The 16,795-nt window shown below is 44.5% G+C and carries 17 protein-coding genes; 3 read left to right on the plus strand and 14 right to left on the minus strand.

Translation table 11 applies throughout. The features are described 5' to 3' along the window. Positions 1-65: 65 nt before the first annotated feature. The 6 genes from ACFPA1_RS23240 to nrdG all read right to left on the minus strand — a co-directional run bounded on the left by ACFPA1_RS23240 (position 66) and on the right by nrdG (position 4,230). A complete protein-coding gene (locus ACFPA1_RS23240; protein WP_213143942.1) occupies positions 66-224 on the minus strand; it encodes a hypothetical protein in 159 nt (52 codons plus the stop codon). A gap of 194 nt (positions 225-418) precedes the next feature. Then, positions 419-625 (minus strand): DUF2997 domain-containing protein, encoded by a 207-nt coding sequence (locus ACFPA1_RS23245; protein WP_378586119.1) that lies wholly within the window; start codon positions 623-625, stop codon positions 419-421. Positions 626-645: 20 nt separating this feature from the next. Next, positions 646-2,337: an AAA family ATPase gene (locus ACFPA1_RS23250; RefSeq protein ID WP_378586122.1), complete on the minus strand. Its 1,692-nt coding sequence runs from the start codon at positions 2,335-2,337 to the stop codon at positions 646-648. Positions 2,338-2,405: 68 nt separating this feature from the next. Next, the gene (locus ACFPA1_RS23255; RefSeq protein ID WP_378586125.1) at positions 2,406-3,134 is read right to left on the minus strand and encodes a ComEA family DNA-binding protein; all 729 of its coding nucleotides are present in this window, start codon (positions 3,132-3,134) and stop codon (positions 2,406-2,408) included. A 15-nt stretch (positions 3,135-3,149) separates the two neighbouring features. Continuing rightward, positions 3,150-3,602, minus strand: a complete 453-nt coding sequence (locus tag ACFPA1_RS23260; RefSeq protein ID WP_378586127.1) for a hypothetical protein — start codon at positions 3,600-3,602, stop codon at positions 3,150-3,152. Between the two features lie 4 nt (positions 3,603-3,606). After that, positions 3,607-4,230, minus strand: a complete 624-nt coding sequence (nrdG, locus tag ACFPA1_RS23265; protein WP_378586129.1) for an anaerobic ribonucleoside-triphosphate reductase activating protein — start codon at positions 4,228-4,230, stop codon at positions 3,607-3,609. 471 nt (positions 4,231-4,701) lie between these two features. Between nrdG and ACFPA1_RS23270 the strand changes: the two genes are divergently transcribed. The 3 genes from ACFPA1_RS23270 (at position 4,702) to ACFPA1_RS23280 (ending at position 5,745) form a co-directional block, all read left to right on the plus strand. After that, positions 4,702-5,091: a hypothetical protein gene (locus ACFPA1_RS23270; RefSeq protein WP_378586133.1), complete on the plus strand. Its 390-nt coding sequence runs from the start codon at positions 4,702-4,704 to the stop codon at positions 5,089-5,091. A gap of 189 nt (positions 5,092-5,280) precedes the next feature. Next, a complete protein-coding gene (locus ACFPA1_RS23275) occupies positions 5,281-5,475 on the plus strand; it encodes a hypothetical protein (RefSeq protein WP_378586136.1) in 195 nt (64 codons plus the stop codon). A gap of 3 nt (positions 5,476-5,478) precedes the next feature. After that, on the plus strand, positions 5,479-5,745 hold the full coding sequence (locus ACFPA1_RS23280) for a hypothetical protein (RefSeq protein ID WP_378586139.1): 267 nt from the start codon (positions 5,479-5,481) through the stop codon (positions 5,743-5,745). An 82-nt stretch (positions 5,746-5,827) separates the two neighbouring features. On the opposite strand, the gene ACFPA1_RS23285 is transcribed toward ACFPA1_RS23280, so the two are convergent. The 8 genes from ACFPA1_RS23285 to ACFPA1_RS23320 form a co-directional block, all read right to left on the minus strand. Continuing rightward, the gene (locus ACFPA1_RS23285) at positions 5,828-6,550 is read right to left on the minus strand and encodes a hypothetical protein (RefSeq protein WP_378586142.1); all 723 of its coding nucleotides are present in this window, start codon (positions 6,548-6,550) and stop codon (positions 5,828-5,830) included. Between the two features lie 138 nt (positions 6,551-6,688). Next, positions 6,689-7,237, minus strand: a complete 549-nt coding sequence (gene hxlB / locus ACFPA1_RS23290; protein WP_378586144.1) for a 6-phospho-3-hexuloisomerase — start codon at positions 7,235-7,237, stop codon at positions 6,689-6,691. Further along, the gene (hxlA, locus tag ACFPA1_RS23295) at positions 7,238-7,882 is read right to left on the minus strand and encodes a 3-hexulose-6-phosphate synthase (RefSeq protein ID WP_378586146.1); all 645 of its coding nucleotides are present in this window, start codon (positions 7,880-7,882) and stop codon (positions 7,238-7,240) included. A gap of 229 nt (positions 7,883-8,111) precedes the next feature. After that, positions 8,112-9,089 carry a LacI family DNA-binding transcriptional regulator gene (locus ACFPA1_RS23300; protein ID WP_378586149.1) on the minus strand — a complete coding sequence of 326 codons (978 nt, stop codon included), beginning with the start codon at positions 9,087-9,089 and terminating at the stop codon, positions 8,112-8,114. Between the two features lie 296 nt (positions 9,090-9,385). Next, positions 9,386-10,666: an MFS transporter gene (locus ACFPA1_RS23305; RefSeq protein WP_378586152.1), complete on the minus strand. Its 1,281-nt coding sequence runs from the start codon at positions 10,664-10,666 to the stop codon at positions 9,386-9,388. Between the two features lies 1 nt (position 10,667). Continuing rightward, entirely contained in the window at positions 10,668-11,630 is a 963-nt protein-coding gene (locus tag ACFPA1_RS23310; protein ID WP_378586154.1) for a sugar kinase, read from the minus strand. Then, entirely contained in the window at positions 11,615-12,433 is an 819-nt protein-coding gene (locus tag ACFPA1_RS23315) for a sugar phosphate isomerase/epimerase family protein (RefSeq protein ID WP_378586157.1), read from the minus strand. Before ACFPA1_RS23315 ends, ACFPA1_RS23310 begins: the two co-directional genes overlap by 16 nt. A gap of 247 nt (positions 12,434-12,680) precedes the next feature. Next, positions 12,681-16,610 carry a PAS domain S-box protein gene (locus ACFPA1_RS23320; protein WP_378586159.1) on the minus strand — a complete coding sequence of 1,310 codons (3,930 nt, stop codon included), beginning with the start codon at positions 16,608-16,610 and terminating at the stop codon, positions 12,681-12,683. Positions 16,611-16,795 lie beyond the last annotated feature (185 nt).

Consider the following 16,795-nt stretch of genomic DNA (forward strand, 5'->3'; position numbering starts at 1 on the left):
TTTTATAGGAAGGAGTTTCACGTGGGTAAGCTGAATAAAAATAAAAAACCACTTAGAGTGGTTTTTTAATCGCGCATTGCTCCTGCCTCACGGGAAGTCATGGCACCTTGTCCTGCGCTTACATCCTTTTGAATTTGTTGTTTAACTTGTTGAGCATCCGTTCCGGCAAATTCTGGTTTCATAACAGATGCTGTATTTGGTTTAGCTTGTTGATTCTGCTGCATACTAGTCCTCCTCGATTTATTGTTAACAAGTTTATTATTTGCCAAAAAAATACTTGGTATGTTAGAGCATGGATATTTATAGTTTAAAGATATTTTTGTTGCTCCATAGATAAAGAAGTATTTAGAATCCCCGCACAAAGAAAACTCGCCCATACAAGGGCGAGTTCAGGTTATGATAAAGCCAACTAGTTGGTTTATTTTAAGGTATTCTGCTGGGTTTCCTCTAGGTTTACTTGTTCGGTTTCGTAGAATTCCTTCGTATATTCCGCTTGGACGGCCTGGGCGTTAAGAATGTTTTCTAATATCAATATATAATCTGTACATTTTTCCCCTTTAATGCCCAATGTTTCCGCCTCAATCCGGCCATCGGGAAAAATGCGGATTTGAAGTTTTTCCTCCATCTGCCCTCTTCACTCCCTTTTTAGAAATCGATTGTCCTGCCGCCGCGGTTAAAGCGGACATCATCTGCATAACCCTGGCTGTCTGCCTTTTCCAATCCGCCGCCTGGTATAAGCACAGAGTCTTTTCCATACTCCTTGAGATCCTCCCGCGGTGTGGCTGCAACGGCACGGACGTTGGCCCACTCGCGGATTCCGCGGATTTGCTCAGCCTGGGTAACTGACAATGGCACCGTATTGGCAATCGCCCGTTCGAAATCCTCGAGGCGAATCGACCGGTCATTAGAATAAGCCTCAAACAAGGCATCAATGACCAGATGTTCGATTTCGGCGCCGACAAAGCCGTCGCAGTTTCTTGCCAAGGTGTCGAGCACGTTATCCGTTAACTGGAAATCGCCCTTTACTTCCTCATCCTTGATGCGCTTCTGGATATGCACCTTAAGAATTTCTTTTCGCTCCCTGAGCGTCGGCAGGTCGACAAAGAAGATTTCATCGAAGCGCCCTTTCCTCATCAATTCCGGCGGCAGGCCGGAAATATTATTGGCGGTGGCGATGACAAATACAGGGCTTGTTTTTTCCTGCATCCATGTTAAAAACTGTCCGAAGATCCGTGATGAGGTCCCACTGTCCCCGCCGCTTGTGATGCCGCTGAATCCCTTTTCAATTTCGTCAATCCAGAGGATGGACGGGGAAATTGCTTCGGCGGTTTTTATCGCCTTGCGCATATTTTCTTCACTGCTGCCGACGAGTCCGCTGAAGATTTTTCCCATATCGAGCCTTAAAAGTGGGAGCTGCCACATGGAACTGATCGCTTTACTGATTAAGCTTTTTCCACAGCCGGGAACACCAGTAATCAGCACCCCTTTTGGCGCAGGCAAGCCATATTTGCGGGCCGAATCGAGCCACGACTTATTCCGCTTTGAAAGCCAGCGTTTGAGGTTTTCTAATCCGCCGACGTCTTCGATTTTTAAATCGCTGGCGATGAATTCGAGAATACCTGTTTTCTTGATGATTTGTTCCTTCTCTTGCAAGATGACATTTACATCATTGATGTCCAGCCGGCCATCCTCAACCATTGCGCGGGCAAAAGCGTTTTCTGCCTCTGACAAGGTCAGCCCTAGTGCGGCTTTTGCAAGTCGCTCTTTTTCTTCGGTGGTTAAGGAGATTTGAATCCGGCCCGTTTGCTGATTGACGCGAATCATCTCGTCGAGTACTGCCTGAATTTCTTGGAAGTTCGGCAGGTCAAAATCGACAATTGTGATGTCTTTTTGCAAATCATCTGGAATCACGAGAAACGGGGACGTAAAGATGACATTAATTGGGCTCGGGCTTTGCTTTATTTTTAATAAAATATCTCTTAGCTTCCGGATCACCTGAAAGTCGGCATGCCGCCCCTGTCCGCCGAAATAGATATGAAAGTCCTGAAGCACAATGATACTCGGTTTATCATGCTTTTCAATAAACTCGAGCACCTTCATCGGCTGTTTGCTGTCACCGATGCCGACCGACTGCCGGTTATGGTCCTGAATCCCCTTTGTGATGCTCCAGGTAAATACTTCGCGTGGTGTTTTAATCAGTTCCGAATCCTGTGCTACCGAGCGAATTAGGGATAGGACGCGGTCTTCCTCCCAGGTTTGGATATATAAATAAGGAAATCTGGCCTTCAGTAGGTTTGCCAGAAGTGTTCTCGTTCCTTTTTGTTTGACGATAGCCATGGTTCTCCTCCTTCTTTTACTTATGTATAAACAGAAAGCCGGAACTCACCCCGGCTTACCCTAGTTATTTAATAATCAATGACTCTTCCAGAATGGATATGTGTATCAGTATGGTCAGTTTCGGAGAAAATCAGACGCTGCTTCATTTTTTCCAGCGTGTGCTCCTTCAATCCCATGATTTGCGCGAACTGTTCAAAAGATTCGAAACCGCCCAATTCCTCGCGTTTGAGGACGGCTTTTTTTGCTAAAATAATCCCTACTTCAGGGATAGTGGCAATTTCTTTTTCCGATGCTAGATTAATATTAATCTTCCTGATTCCTTGGTCATTGGAAAAAAGCGGCTGGATGGGCGGGGTCATTGGTGCAGCGCTTGCCTCCTGCTGGTTCGCGCGGGCCTCACTTTTCGGCTGCGGTGGCTTTTGCGTCTTGCCAAACTTCGCTTCCGCCTCCCGCCTAAGCTTCGTAACCTCTTGGTCCAGATACAATTTTTCATTGGCCTTTAACACATCTAACTGAACCAAATAGGCTGGGCGGATTTTAAAGGCGTGGATAATCGGAACAATCCACAAGGCCAGAAAAATCATCGCTTCGAATTCAGTGTAGGTTGGGATAAATGCCAGAAGGAAGATTGCCAGATAAACAAGCCCATAGATTCGCCAGCGTTTGTTTTTCACTTTGGTGCCGGCATAGAAAAATGCAATATAACTGGTCATGCCGATCGGCAGAAACGTGAAGATGATCCACCAGCTGTTCAACATCTCCCATTTCCTGCCCCTGTCTGTATATACTTTCGCCAAGTCTTGCTCCCCCTTTTATCGATTCACCAAATAGGTGAGCTGGATGGAATGATCCTCAAGCAGTTCTTCTTTTTCTAAAATCATTCCCTGTTCCTTTGCCTTTTCTAATAAATGTTGATAGACTCGTTGCTGCAGGTAGTGGGTGTAGGAGCCCTCCACCTTCTCAATCCATTCCTCGAATGCCTTGATGTCGGCTGATTTCGGGAGGACAAGCGAGTAGCAGCCCTCTTCGTTGACGATAAACGTCACTTCGTTTTCATTGTTTGTTTTTAGTGAATCGAGTGTCTCTGCTTTTCGGAACGAGCAGCTCCACTCCTCGAGCGCTTGCTGGAGAAGGGACTCATCCTTCATTCTAGTCGGAAGGACGGTATAGTCCTGATCGTTTTTTTGCGAACGGTTGGCGATTCCTTCGACAACCTCTTTTGTAACCGCAATCGCCAACGGAACCAGTACAATTTCAAGACTCATTTCGTTATCTCCTTCTTTCGTAATCTAGTTCTAGCAACATATGTAAATCGATAGGCTCCGCCATTCCGTTGGCGGATATCGTTCCGTCAGGGTGGAGCCTTATTTCTAGTTTGTTGGGAATCTGCGCCAGTTTGGTTTCAAGATGCTTATATGCATCCGTCAAGAAGCGGTACTGCTGGTTTTTCGAACCAATCCATGGACGGCCGAGGTCATGCTGGCTTTGGATATAAGGGCCGTCTATTAATAGATCCGTTTCCTTTAATAGGCTGTGCCAGCTTGAATTGGGCGACTTCAAAATTGCTTCATATTCATAGCCTGTAAACGTCACAATTGATAGGTTCAACTCTTTTATTTTTTGCGCAAGGGTGGTGAGCGCCTGGGCTTGGCTAAACGGCTCTCCTCCTAAAAAGGTGACGCCTTCTAGTTCAGGTGATGCTTCAAGAGTACGTTTGATATCTTCGTAGATTTCGTCAATATCCATTAAGCGGCCGCCGTTAGGGTCCCACGTATGCGGGTTAAAACAGCCCTCGCAGTGAATTGGGCAACCTTGAACCCAAATGCAGTATCTTAAGCCAGGGCCCTCCACCTTCGTTCTTTTTTCTATTCTCGACAGCCTTAACACAGGCATTGCCATCACCCACTTAAAAGGAAAATTCAGGTTTATTTTACCACAAGACCGTTAAGGGGGAGAAGGGCTGGGGGGAGGAATGGGTCTTTTGGCGGAGGAGGTGTTACTTCGGACAAAACTAGGGGCAAATGAATGCAAAATGTCCGAATGACGGGCTTCTTCGGACAAAACTAGGGGAATTTTAACAAAAATTGTCCGAAGTACCGAGCCCTTCGGACAAAATCGGAGGCAAATTAACAAAAATTGTCCGAATGTACCGCTTCTTCGGACAAAATCAGCAAAATATTTACTTAAAATGTCCGTAGGACCCGCCGATATGGACAGTAACAGCCAAAAATTTCCGTGAAATCTCCCCAATCCTTTCCCAACCACTCGAGCCAGACCACTGAATAACCGCTCCAACAAAGTCATATAGTTAGAAGTAGGAAGTTTTTGGGCGAGCCTTTTAAATTCGTACAAAGGGGGGAGTTTATGTTCAAGTTTTTTTCTCGGAAGAAGAAGCAGACGAAAAACGATGATGGAATAAACTCCCTTCTTTTAGATAAGCTGGACCGGATGATTGAGCTCCTCGAAAAGCAGCAGCAGGAACCAAACGGAAAGAGCATCCATATCGATAAAGTACAAATCGATTATCTGGAGAACATCACCTTTCAATTAGATAACATCGAAATTGATGAGTTAAGCGGGAAGCTGCTGATTGGCACGAACATTACCAGCTCTGATGATTTCGCCGCTTCGATTATCCAAAAGATTGACAAGCAGGAGCTAAAACAAGAGGCCATGTCTGGAGAAGAGGCCGCGCCCTCAAACGAAAACATTACCAAAACCTCTAAAGGCTTCCGTTTCCGAAATGGCGGCTAAAGGCAGGTTCCCCACGTCCCCCACGAACCCCCCGGCCTGCAGGTTCTTCGTTTGGATGGTTATACTTCCATTTTTTAAATTCATATGAACAGTGCATGTATGGGTGAATTTCGCCAAACCTCCGGAAAAGTTGTGTCATTCGCCCACACCCTGAATATGATAACGAAAAAAGAAATGGGCTGAATTCGGATGAAACTTTCGTTGGGAAAGATCAGCATTACCAATATCAGCGACTCATCGGGGGTGTTCTTTGGAAAAAAGAATACCCATAAAAAGTTTCACAGCGACACGACGATAAATGAAGTAATCGGAACTTTATCAGGAAATGAGAACACACTAACTCACGGCTATTGGATCAAAACCAAAGGCAGGAAGGATGAGTAATCCGTGGCATCCCCCATTTTATCGCCGACCTTTCATATCGGCAACATCAAGATTGGCAGCATTCAGGCCGCCTCCGTGTTCAGTATCGGCAACAACTTCATCGAGGATTTTAAAAGCAATAAAAAACACAATCAGGGCCTGGGCAACATTCACGGCGACCGCAACAACTTTGCCCATACGAGTGCAGGTCTGACCAATTACGAGGAAGACTTGAAGGCTAAAGCAGAGCCTGAACAGCCGGACGCAGCGGCAAAACAAAAAGACCCTTAATCCATAAGGGCCTTTTTGTTATATATTTTCCCGGCAAAATTCGGCTTGATGTCGTGGTCGAACAGACCCCTTCAAAAAACCTTTACTCTATCGCATCAATTTCTACTAAATCCCAAGAGGTAACAATGGCGAGCGGTTTTTGCTGCTGTTCTCCGGTTTCCGTAATGATAACGGCCTCAAGCTTTTGATTTTTCAAGTGATATTGTTCAAAAATTTCTTCTACCTCGAAGATATCAATATCTTTGCCAACAAACTCGACACGGCGATTTCTTTTTTCAGAAAACAGCTCTCTTACTTCTACTTCATCAATCACGATACTGTTGCCGGTTAGATGATTGGCAAACCAACCGATGATTTCCTCCGCCGTTAACAGCCACTTAAAACCGTTCTCATCATAAATAGGAAAAAGCGAAACGGATTTCTTTTGGATGACGGTTAAAATATCCTTTAGTTTGGCATTTTCATAATAGTAGAATACTGGTTTAGAAGCGATCGAATATGCCGCCTTTGGCTCTAAGAGCAACTCGGCAATCAGTTCGATTTTTTCAACGACAGCCTCATGCGGCTCCGCTATATAAAACCCTAATTCCACCTTGTCATGGACAATGGAGTTTCTTAGTCGGGCAAACATTTTCAAGTCATGGTAGTACTTTCGAATAATCGAGTGGCGTGGAAACCCTGACCGAAGCAGGTCGGTAAACTTATCGGATCGTTCCTCCACTATATTCCGCTGCAGCCAGGCATGTATTTGGTTAAAGGCCACTTCGAATCGTTCTGATAGTTTTTGATTTTGCAATGTTTCCACGGATTTCAGCTCCCAAAGTTTCACAATCTATTATTCTCATATTATATCTTACAAACTTGTAAATCACTGCTTGGAAGCACCCCTTTAATTCAAAAAAAACGGAAAGGTGCCTGTCCAATATAACAGGCACCCTTACTCTTACTCCAAATTACTATGTCTCTTAAACGCATCGGCATGGTCAACTTCATTTAATTGGCTAAACAATAGGCAAATTGTATCAAAAAGAATATGCACGCATTGGTCAAATAATGATCCAAGCGGCTGAATGGATTGCAGCTCGTTTTCACGTCGGTACTTCGTTGCTGCTGGCACATGAAGAATGTGATTAGCGGCACCAGCCAAGGCGGATTCAGGGTTGGTGGTAACAGCGACGACCTCACAGCCTAAAGATTTTGTTTTTTCAGCCGTCCAAACAACACTCTTGGTGGTGCCTGACCCCGAAACCGCAACCAACAGGTCACCCTCTGCAATCGAAGGTGTTATCGTTTCACCAACGACAAATACCGTCGCTCCCAAATGCATCAATCGCATCGCGAACGATTTCGCCATTAAACCGGAACGGCCTTCACCAATAATAAAAATCCTTTTTGCTTTTTGCAGGTTGGCTGCCAATTCCTGCAGCTGTTCCTCTGATACCTTTCCTAATACCGTTTCTACTTCTTTTAAAATCGTTGGAATGAATGACATCTATACTCCCTCCAGCTGTAATCCAATTTCTTTAAATTTTGCCGCCGCCTCGGACGGATTGTTTGCCTTTGTGATGGCTGAGCCGATAATCACAACCGAGGAACAAAGCGATTTTTGCAAACCTTCAATGGAATCGAGCGTAATTCCACCTGCGGCTGCAAGTTCAACGCCTGCTTTTTGAAAAAATCCGCTGGATTCCTGGCTGCCGCGGTTTTGTGCCCCTAATGTCTCCTGCTCATCCTTACTCACATGCACACAAAAAATGGCATCCTGATAGCGGAGCAGTTCCCTTTTTTGTTCCTCAGAAGTATTCAACAGGTCAATCATGACCTTTTTATTGTATTTCTTGGCGACCTCCATACAGGCATCAATCGTTACCAGCGGTGATACGCCCATGACCGTGGCCACATCGGCCCCCGCTTGGAAGCACATCTCGAATTCATAGCGTGCATTATCGATGGTCTTTATATCGGCAACAATTGTTTTATGAGGAAATACCTGCTTTAACTCTTTCACACTATGGATGCCGAACTCTTTGATTAAAGACGTTCCTACCTCAACCCAATCAATCGACTCTTCAACAAGTTGGGTAAGCTTGATAGCATCTGCAATCTCCATTCGGTCCAAAGCCAGCTGTATTTTCATATTGGGAATCTCCTTTCTTCAGTGATAAACCGTTTTACTAAACCGATTTATTAAAAAATAATACTCTATCCTTGGTTCCCAATCAATAATGGGCAGCTTATACCGTTTCTATGCGACCTAACCTTCTCATTTTTTAAACTTATGTTCTATTATAGCTCTGACAAACGACCATAAGGCTTAATTTTTTTGCCTTACGGTCGTTTAAGCTACTGTTCCCCCCCCCGTTGCCCTATACTCTCCGGCTCGGAAAAACAAACTTTTCTGACACGATTTGCTCATTGTTAATCTGCGCAAACAGCAGTTCTGCTGCTTTGTTGCCCATTTCTCTGGCAGGCTGTACGATGAAGGAAATAGGAGCCTCTAGTAAATGCCCAAAAGGTATATTATCAAAAACAACGATTTCCAGGTCTCTACCCAGCTTGATGCCTTTTTCCTTCAAAAAGTCCATGACTACCAAAAAAGACCGGTCATTAGCGGCAAAAAGAGCAGTCGGCTTCTCTTTCGCAGAAAATAACGCCTCCAGATTACTTTTCATTTCCGTTAAACTTGCTTCAACAACAAGCTCCTCTTTCAAAGCTAAACCCGAATCAGCCAAAGCCTTTTGATAACCCGCAAGCCGTTCAATCCTCGGACTTGTGATTAGTGGCTGCACTACAAAAGCAATATTCTCATGGCCCTTCCCGGCTAGGTCCCGAACCACCTGGTATGCCGACTCGGTATTGTCCGTCACCACAGAAAACGCATCAAGGTCCTCCACTTTCCGGTCCACAAACACGAAAGGGTAGCCTTCCCGCTGCAATTTTTCATACAATTCATGATTCCGCCCGGTTGGAAAAATAATCAGTCCATCCACCTGTCTTGCTCGCAGCATTTCAATGTACCCTTTTTCCTTTTCCGGATCATCATCGGCGTTGCAGACAATCGCGTGGATTCCATGCCGGTGGCAAAAGTCTTCAATCGCCCTGATCACTTCTGTTGAAAAATAATGCAGGATATTGCCAACGATAATGCCGACCATCGATGTCCGCTTCTGCTTAAGGCTTCTCGCTATGATATTGGGTTGGTATCCAAGCTTTTCAATCGCTTCCTCAATCTTGGCCCTTGTCTTATCAGCCATATATTCATAGCGCTTATTTAAATATTGGGAAACAGTACTTTTGGATACGCCCGCCTCCCGGGCCACATCCGCCATTGTTACTTTTTCCATTATCAATCTTCCTCTTCTCCACTTTCATGTTGACTTCATTGTAACTATAAAAATAGTTATTTTCCAGTTGCAGTTTTAAAGAAGGAAGACGTGACGAATCTGAAAAATGCAGCCAACAGAAAGAAGGATGACTCCTAAGTGAATTAAGGTACCTGGTCCTCCAACGCACAACCAAGTCCTTTCCACGTCATCCACTCTTCCTTTATTGAATTTCTCTCTAAAACGTTCTATACTATTCTTGCGTGTTTTATCTATTGGTCAACCATTTTGGCACAAATCCAAAACGGTTGATTTTTTTATGCACTTATTTTTACATTTGAAGATGCTTTGCCCATTTTTGCAGCTTTGATCGCCCAAACAGTCAGAATCGCTGAAACAAACAACGAACCTGCCATAAAGATGTACGATGCTCCAAAGCCACCGGTTGCCCCGTTCAAATACCCGACAATATACGATCCAACGAAGGAACCAAGCGCGCCCATACTGTTAATCAGCGCCATCGCACCGCCGGCCACATTACGAGGCAGGATTTCCGGAATGATTGCGAAGAACGGTCCATACGGAGCATACATGGCGCCGCCGGCAATCACCAATAGGATAAAGGAAAGCCAGAAATTGCTTGCCCCGATTGCATAAGAAACATAGAACGCAATCGCCCCAATCAGTAGGAACGGCCAAACGAACGCGCCGCGATTTAAAGTCTTATCTGAAAAATAAGATGCTGTAAACATAAGAATAATGGCTAAAACATAAGGTACAGAAGACAACCAGCCAGTTTCAATCATATCCATATTTGGCGCCGCTTTAATAATAGAAGGGAGCCACATCACAAATCCATAAACACCAATGCTCCATAAGAAGTACTGAGCACTTAACAAAATAACCGGTTTTGATTTAAACGCCTCGCCGTAATTTTTAACCGGCTTGATGCCTTGTTGTTCTTTTTCCAGCTGTTGTTCAAATTCAGCTTTTTCCTTATCGGTTAACCATTTCGCTTGTCTGGGTTTGTCATCTACTAATTTCCACCAAAGGAATGCCCAAATGATGGCAGGAATCCCTTCAACAATAAACATCCATCTCCAGCCCACGGAGTTAACAAGGTAACCGGAGACAATTGACATCCATAACACAGTGGCAGGGTTTCCTAAAATCAAGAACGTGTTCGCGCGGGAACGCTCTTCTTTCGTAAACCACTGACTAAGCAGCACAAGCATCGACGGCATGACGGCACTTTCCACAACGCCAAGCGCGAAACGAATGACGAATAATAGCTTAATATTTGTCACCATTCCTGTAAAAGAAGCCAATAGTCCCCAGGCAATCAACGACCAGAAAATCAGCTTTTTCGCACTTTTCCGCTCTGCATACGCCGCACCCGGCACTTGGAAAAAGAAATATCCCAAGAAGAATAGGGAACCAAGCAAGGAGGAAGTCCCCGCCGTAATGTGAAGATCCTTGGCCAATCCGGCAGCCGCACCGAATCCATAGTTGGCACGGTCAAGATACGCTAAACTGTAGGTGATAAAAGCAATCGGAATAAGGTGGAGCCATCTTTGTTTCGTTACCTTTTGATTCATGTTACTTCACTCCCTGTATATTTTTTTCAATATAATTCAATAACTCTACTTTCGTTGGATAACCATCGTTGTCGCCAGGAGCCTGAACAGCCAAGGAACCAATGGCGTTTCCTCGGACAACGGCGTCACGGATAGAAAGTCCCTCGAGCAGGCCGCTAATGACACCAACCGCAAAGCCATCGCCCGCACCAACGGTATCAACCACCTTTTCAACTTTAAAGCCCTGAACGATTCCTTCTTCCACGGCAGTTTTATAATAGGCACCGTCTTCGCCTAATTTGATAACGACGAGTTCAACGCCTTTTTCTAAATAAAAGGAAGCAATATCTGAAGGCTTGCGGTATCCGGTTAAAATTTCCCCTTCCGCAATACCTGGAAACACATAGTCAGCCCCGATGGCCGCTTCATTGATGACCCTCACCATTTCTTCCTGCGACAACCAAAGTGACGGCCTTAAATTGGGGTCAAAGGAGACAGTCTTGCCGTTATTTTTCAAAAAAGATAAGGCATGCCTGGCAAAGTTCCGTGTCTCGAGTGAGAGGGCTAACGGAATCCCAGTCATATGAAGATGCTTGGCTTTTGAAAAATAATCCCCATTGAAATCGTCCACTCCGAGATGGCTGGCCGCCGACCCTTTACGGAAATACTGAACCTCTGGGTCGCCCTCAGTCACCTTAGATTTCAGCTGGAATCCGGTTGGATAGAAATCATCTAATAGGACGCTTTTGATGTCGACGTTTTCATTTCCCAGCCGGTCGATAATAAATTTCCCGAAGGCATCATTTCCGACCTTGCTTACCCAGCCTGACTTCAGTCCAAGACGTGCCAATCCGATTGCCACGTTCGTTTCGGCACCGGCAAGCTCCCTCTTGAATTGGCTGATTGTGTGCAAGGGACCAGGCTCAGCAGCCATAAACATCGCCATCGCTTCCCCAAACGTAATCGTATCTAGCTGCTGTGGCATAGTAAAGCCTCCTCCCCTACCAATTCCATAAATTCTCTGATTCTTTCCTTGGGCTCAATCGAAAATTCAAGCGCCTTCACAATGTCTTGAGGGAAGTGGTTCAACACCATTTTCCAGGTGTGGGTCCCTTCCTTTTGCAGCGGGATTGTAACCAGTTCCCCATTTTGCGTTTCAACCTGTTTTAAATGCAGGTAAACCACATACGGCGAGAGCTCCTGTAAAGCTTCCTCGACATCTTGGTTGGTATAATACCAGTTTCCCGCATCGAAGGTCATTTTAACAGGAATCACCCATCTGTCAGCGTTTTCAAAAAAGCTAAACAGGTGATGGACATATCCGCCGTGAAGGGTCTGGTCATTTTCAACCAGTAGCTGGATTTCTTGGTGCCTTTTTAAAAAATCCCTTAAGCCGCTGAAATCGGAATGCTCTTCGCTAAAATGTCCCAGTGATACTTTGAGCCATTTCGCTCCAAGCATTCTGCCCTCTTGAAAAACAGTTGTTAATTCTTCTTCGTTTAATTGGTAATCCGCTTTCCACAGTTCAATTGGTGCGGAGTACACGGTGAAAAGTCCGTGGCGATCAATTTCTTGCTTTATTCTACTAAACTGTGAACATTGTATTGGAGCTAGTTTCTGCCGGTTTTCTGTTATGTCAAACGATGAATCTGGTTCTGGCATAAGTTCGCGGCGAATCTCAATTCCATAAGCACCCGCTTCAGCTATAAGTCCGACAAAGGCAGCCTGGCCGCGTTCCAGGACCTTGGACCGATCAAAAGCATTTAACGGGACAATCACATTCTGCATGCTAAGGATCCTTTCTATGATGTGTTATAATTTAACTAAACCGGTTTAGTAAATCGATTTATCTAAATTATAAACCCAATGTAAGCGCTTTTCAACAATTATTTTTCCAAGTAGCAAAGGTCAATCATTAAGAACTTTATAAAGGATAAGGTGCTAACGCAGAAAAAGCGGGGGAACTGTTTCCCCCGCCGTCTTTTTTAATACTTTCAGATTTTATTTTCATGGCATCTAACAAAACCAGGCCTCTCTATAACGGCAGCCTCACCTGAGCGGTGGTACCGTGGTTTCCTTTGCTTTGGAAGGTGATCGTTCCATTGTGCTGCTTGATGATTCTAAAGCAGATCATCAGGCCAAGGCCTGTCCCCTTTTCCTTGTTGCTGTAGAAAGGCTCACCAAGTCTTTTGATACGCTCTTCACTGATTCCAATTCCGTTATCGATGACCTGAAGCAGAAGCTGGTTACACTCAACCCCTACCGTGATTTTAATGAGACCTTTTCGTTTGGTATCCAGCGCATCCATACTATTTTTGCAGAGATTCAACAGCACCTGTTTGATTTGGTTAGTGTCGCACATTATCGTCGGGAGATCTGGCTCTATTTCCAGCAGAATTTCCACATCCTTCAAGTGCGCCTCCGATTTGATTAAGGTCTCCACCTCTTTTAACAAAACTGGAATATTCACTTGCTTCAGCTGGATTTCCTGAGGTCTTGCCAGGGAAAGAAACTCCTTAATAATGTCCTCCACCCGGTCGAACTCGCCAAGTACCACATCAAAGTATTCGTCCCTGATGATTCCCTGCTGGAATAGCTGAATAAACCCTTTAATCGAGGTCATTGGATTTCTGATTTCATGGGCAACACCGGCCGCTAGCTCACCCACCAATGATAATTTTTCCGATTTCGATAGCAGCTCCTCAGCTCTTCTCTTCTCGGTAATATCATTGCTGACCACCATGATATGTTCCACTTCTCCATTCTCACCAATAACCGGCGTGCCATTACATTCCAGCAGTCTCCAATCCCCGTTCGCATGTAACATGCGCAGCTCCACTTTCATAGTAGATTTGGTGTTTATTACCTCGGCAAATATCTTCATGATAGCAGCAGCATCTTCAGGATGAACCAGATGGATCGTGTTGTTTCCAAGGAACAATTCAGGTCCATAACCTAGGACGGTTTGATGGGATGGAGAGGCGTAAGTACAGGTTCCATCTCGATCAAATAATATAATCAAATCGGTCATGTTCTCCGTTATCAACCGGTACTTATTTTCACTTTCATGCAAGGCTTTTTCCACTTTTCTTCTTTCGGTAATATCCACGCACGAAGCGATGACCTCGACGACTTCTCCGCCCCGCTTTATCGGACTTAACGCCGCCAGATAGGTGACCCCATTGATTTCCCCTTCATAGGAAACATGTTCTTCCCCGTCCCAAGCCCTTTGATAATAAACTTCCTTGTCTTCGGTAAACTCCTCAGGTAAAAACTCTGCTAAACTCTTTCCTACCACAAGACTAGGGATAAGACCAAGCCGATACAGCAGCTCCCCATCACACAGGGTATGAATGAAACGGCCATTAATTTTTTTATACTTAAAGGTCATCCCTTGCTGAAGGCGGATGGTTTCATCTAATTCTTTTCTCGCAATCCGGACGAATTCTTCCGCCCACTTGCGTTCGTTGACGTCTTGAGATAAGCCGAATTCCTTCACCATCTGCTGAATGGCAAACCAATTGTTTTCAACCTCTTCGGCCGCTACAGGTTTTGTAAAAAAGTAACCCTGCCCTTCGTCACAAAGATGTTGCTGCAGGAACAATAACTGTTCCTTTGTCTCGATTCCTTCCGCTACCACACTCAAGTTTAAATTGTGCGCCATCGAAATGATCGTTTTGACAATCGTCTCGTCATTTGGGTTTTTGTGCACACGCTGGACAAACTCCTGATCAATTTTTAACGTATCAACCGGGAATTTTTGCAGGTAATTTAACGAACTAAATCCCTTTCCAAAATCGTCGATACTAATCCGTACACCAAGCTTTTTTAGCTTTTGTAACGTATAAATAGTCCGTTCAATGCTGGCCGTCATGCTTTCCGTGATCTCAAGCTCTAAAAATCGAGGCTCTAACTCCGTCTCGTACAAGACGATTGCAACGGTTTCATGCAAATTGGATTGCGTAAACTGACGGGCCGAGAGATTGACTGAGACCGTGGTCGAAAAACCTTTGCGCTGCCAGTCCTTGCATTGCTTGCAGGCGGTAAACAAGGCCCACTCGCCAATCGGAGTAATCAACCCAGTTTCTTCCGCGATCGGGATAAAGGTACCGGGAGCAATCATCCCGAATTCCGAATGGTTCCAGCGGATTAACGCCTCCACCCCGGTTATTTTCCCTGTTTTTAAATTCACCTTTGGCTGGTAATGAAGAAGCAGCTCTTCTTTTTCCAGCGCCTTATGGAGGTCCATCTCGATTTTCAATGGATTCATGTAGGATTTACGTTCTTTTTGGGAATAAAATTTAAAATTATTTTTTCCGTCATTCTTGGCATGGTACATGGCGAAATCCGCCTTTTTGATAAGGATTTCCACGCTTTCGCCATCTTCCGGATACATGCTGATTCCAATGCTCGGAGATGTAAAAATATCATAGTTTTCGATTTGGAAAGGCTCACTTAGAATATCGAGTATTCTTCTTGATACGATGGAAGCGACATCGCGATCGGCATTTTTTAAAATAATGATAAATTCATCTCCGCCCTGCCTGAACACAATGTCTTTATCATACAGGGAGGACTTCATTCGTTCCGCTACGTCCTTTAGCAATTGGTCTCCTGTCGTATGGCCAAGTGTATCGTTAATCAGTTTGAAGCGATCGAGATCTAAAAAGAGGATCGCCACCTGCTGGTTTCGTTCTTGAGCGAATAGCAGTTCCTTTGAAAGGGTCGAATTTAACTTATTTCGGTTGGGCAGGCCGGTTAAATAATCGTGGTAGGCCATATGCTCATTGGTTTCTTCAATTTTCACCTGTTTCGTAATGTCCTGTGCAATGCCAAAGACGCCATTAATTTGTCCGTTTACAATTAACGGGACAATCGTCACGTTTAAATGGATAATGGAATCCTCTCTATTCTTGATTGACGTTCGGAAATTTTGCGGTGTGCCATTTTTACATTGTTCAAAATGATAGATGGTATCTGGCAGTTTTTCCGAAGCAATGAACGAATGAAAAGAGACCGGCTTAAGTAATTCTTCTCTTCGATATCCCGTAAGTTGTTCACACACGGAATTGCAGCTTGTAAAATACCCATTTAAATCAAAAGAGTAGACACAGTTAGCATTATGTTCAAACAGCGATTTGTAACGCAGGTTATTGCCTTCTAATTCCTCCTGCAGTTTTTTATGTTTGGTAATATCTTTGACAATACAATACACACCGACCATTTTGTCATCAATCATAATCGGAATGGTGGTTGTGCTAGTGAAGAGAATGTCTCCGCTTTTATGGACGATTCTTAATTCCATCCGCTCGGAGTGGCCACTTTTCGCAAGTTTATAAGCTTGATAGGTTTTAGGCAGATCGGCCTTATAGACCCAATCTCTAAAAGACTTACTCATCATCTCTGCTTCACTGTATCCAGTTAAAGCTTCACAGCTTTTATTAACACTCGTCACCTTCCCATTTAGATCCAGGGAACACACTAAATCATGGTTGTAGTTAAAGAGCGACTTATACCTTTTTTCGTTCATGATGAGCTGTTCCTGCAATTGTAAGGACTCTCTCTTTTGCTCGGTAATGTCATAGATTGACCCGCTAATAGCAATGACCTTTCCACTCGAATCCAAAATCGAATGGGAGCGATTCTCGATCCACCTTACCTCGCCATCCGAACGAATAATGCGATATTCCACGGTCGTCGGGCTGCCCTCCAGCTGCCGGGCGATCGCATCGTCAATAATCCAGCGGTCGTCCGGGTATACAGAGTTCCGCCACAGAAATGGTTTATTCATAAAATCATCCTGTGTATACCCATAGATGGCGGCATTTCCCTTCGAAACCCATAACGTATCCATTGCCAAATCCCTATACCAAATCGTTAATTCCGGACTCTCAACTAATTTTCCTAACGCTTCATTCATCCCCATATGCTCATCAAAAAGGGCAGCAATCGACTTGACCTTCATATGTAAAACTCCGCTCCTTCAAGACATATCCCTTAGTAGATTCCATAAAATTACATTTTATGCCAAATATTCAAAATACACTCTTCACCATTATACTATTTCTACCAATAAAGAGAAATGGAAGAAACATAGGAAAAAGGTCATGATGCATGGGGACGGTTCTCGTGCATCACCATAAACCGAAT

Source organism: Neobacillus sp. GCM10023253 (assembly GCF_042653105.1).
Taxonomy (GTDB): domain Bacteria; phylum Bacillota; class Bacilli; order Bacillales; family Cytobacillaceae; genus Neobacillus; species Neobacillus citreus.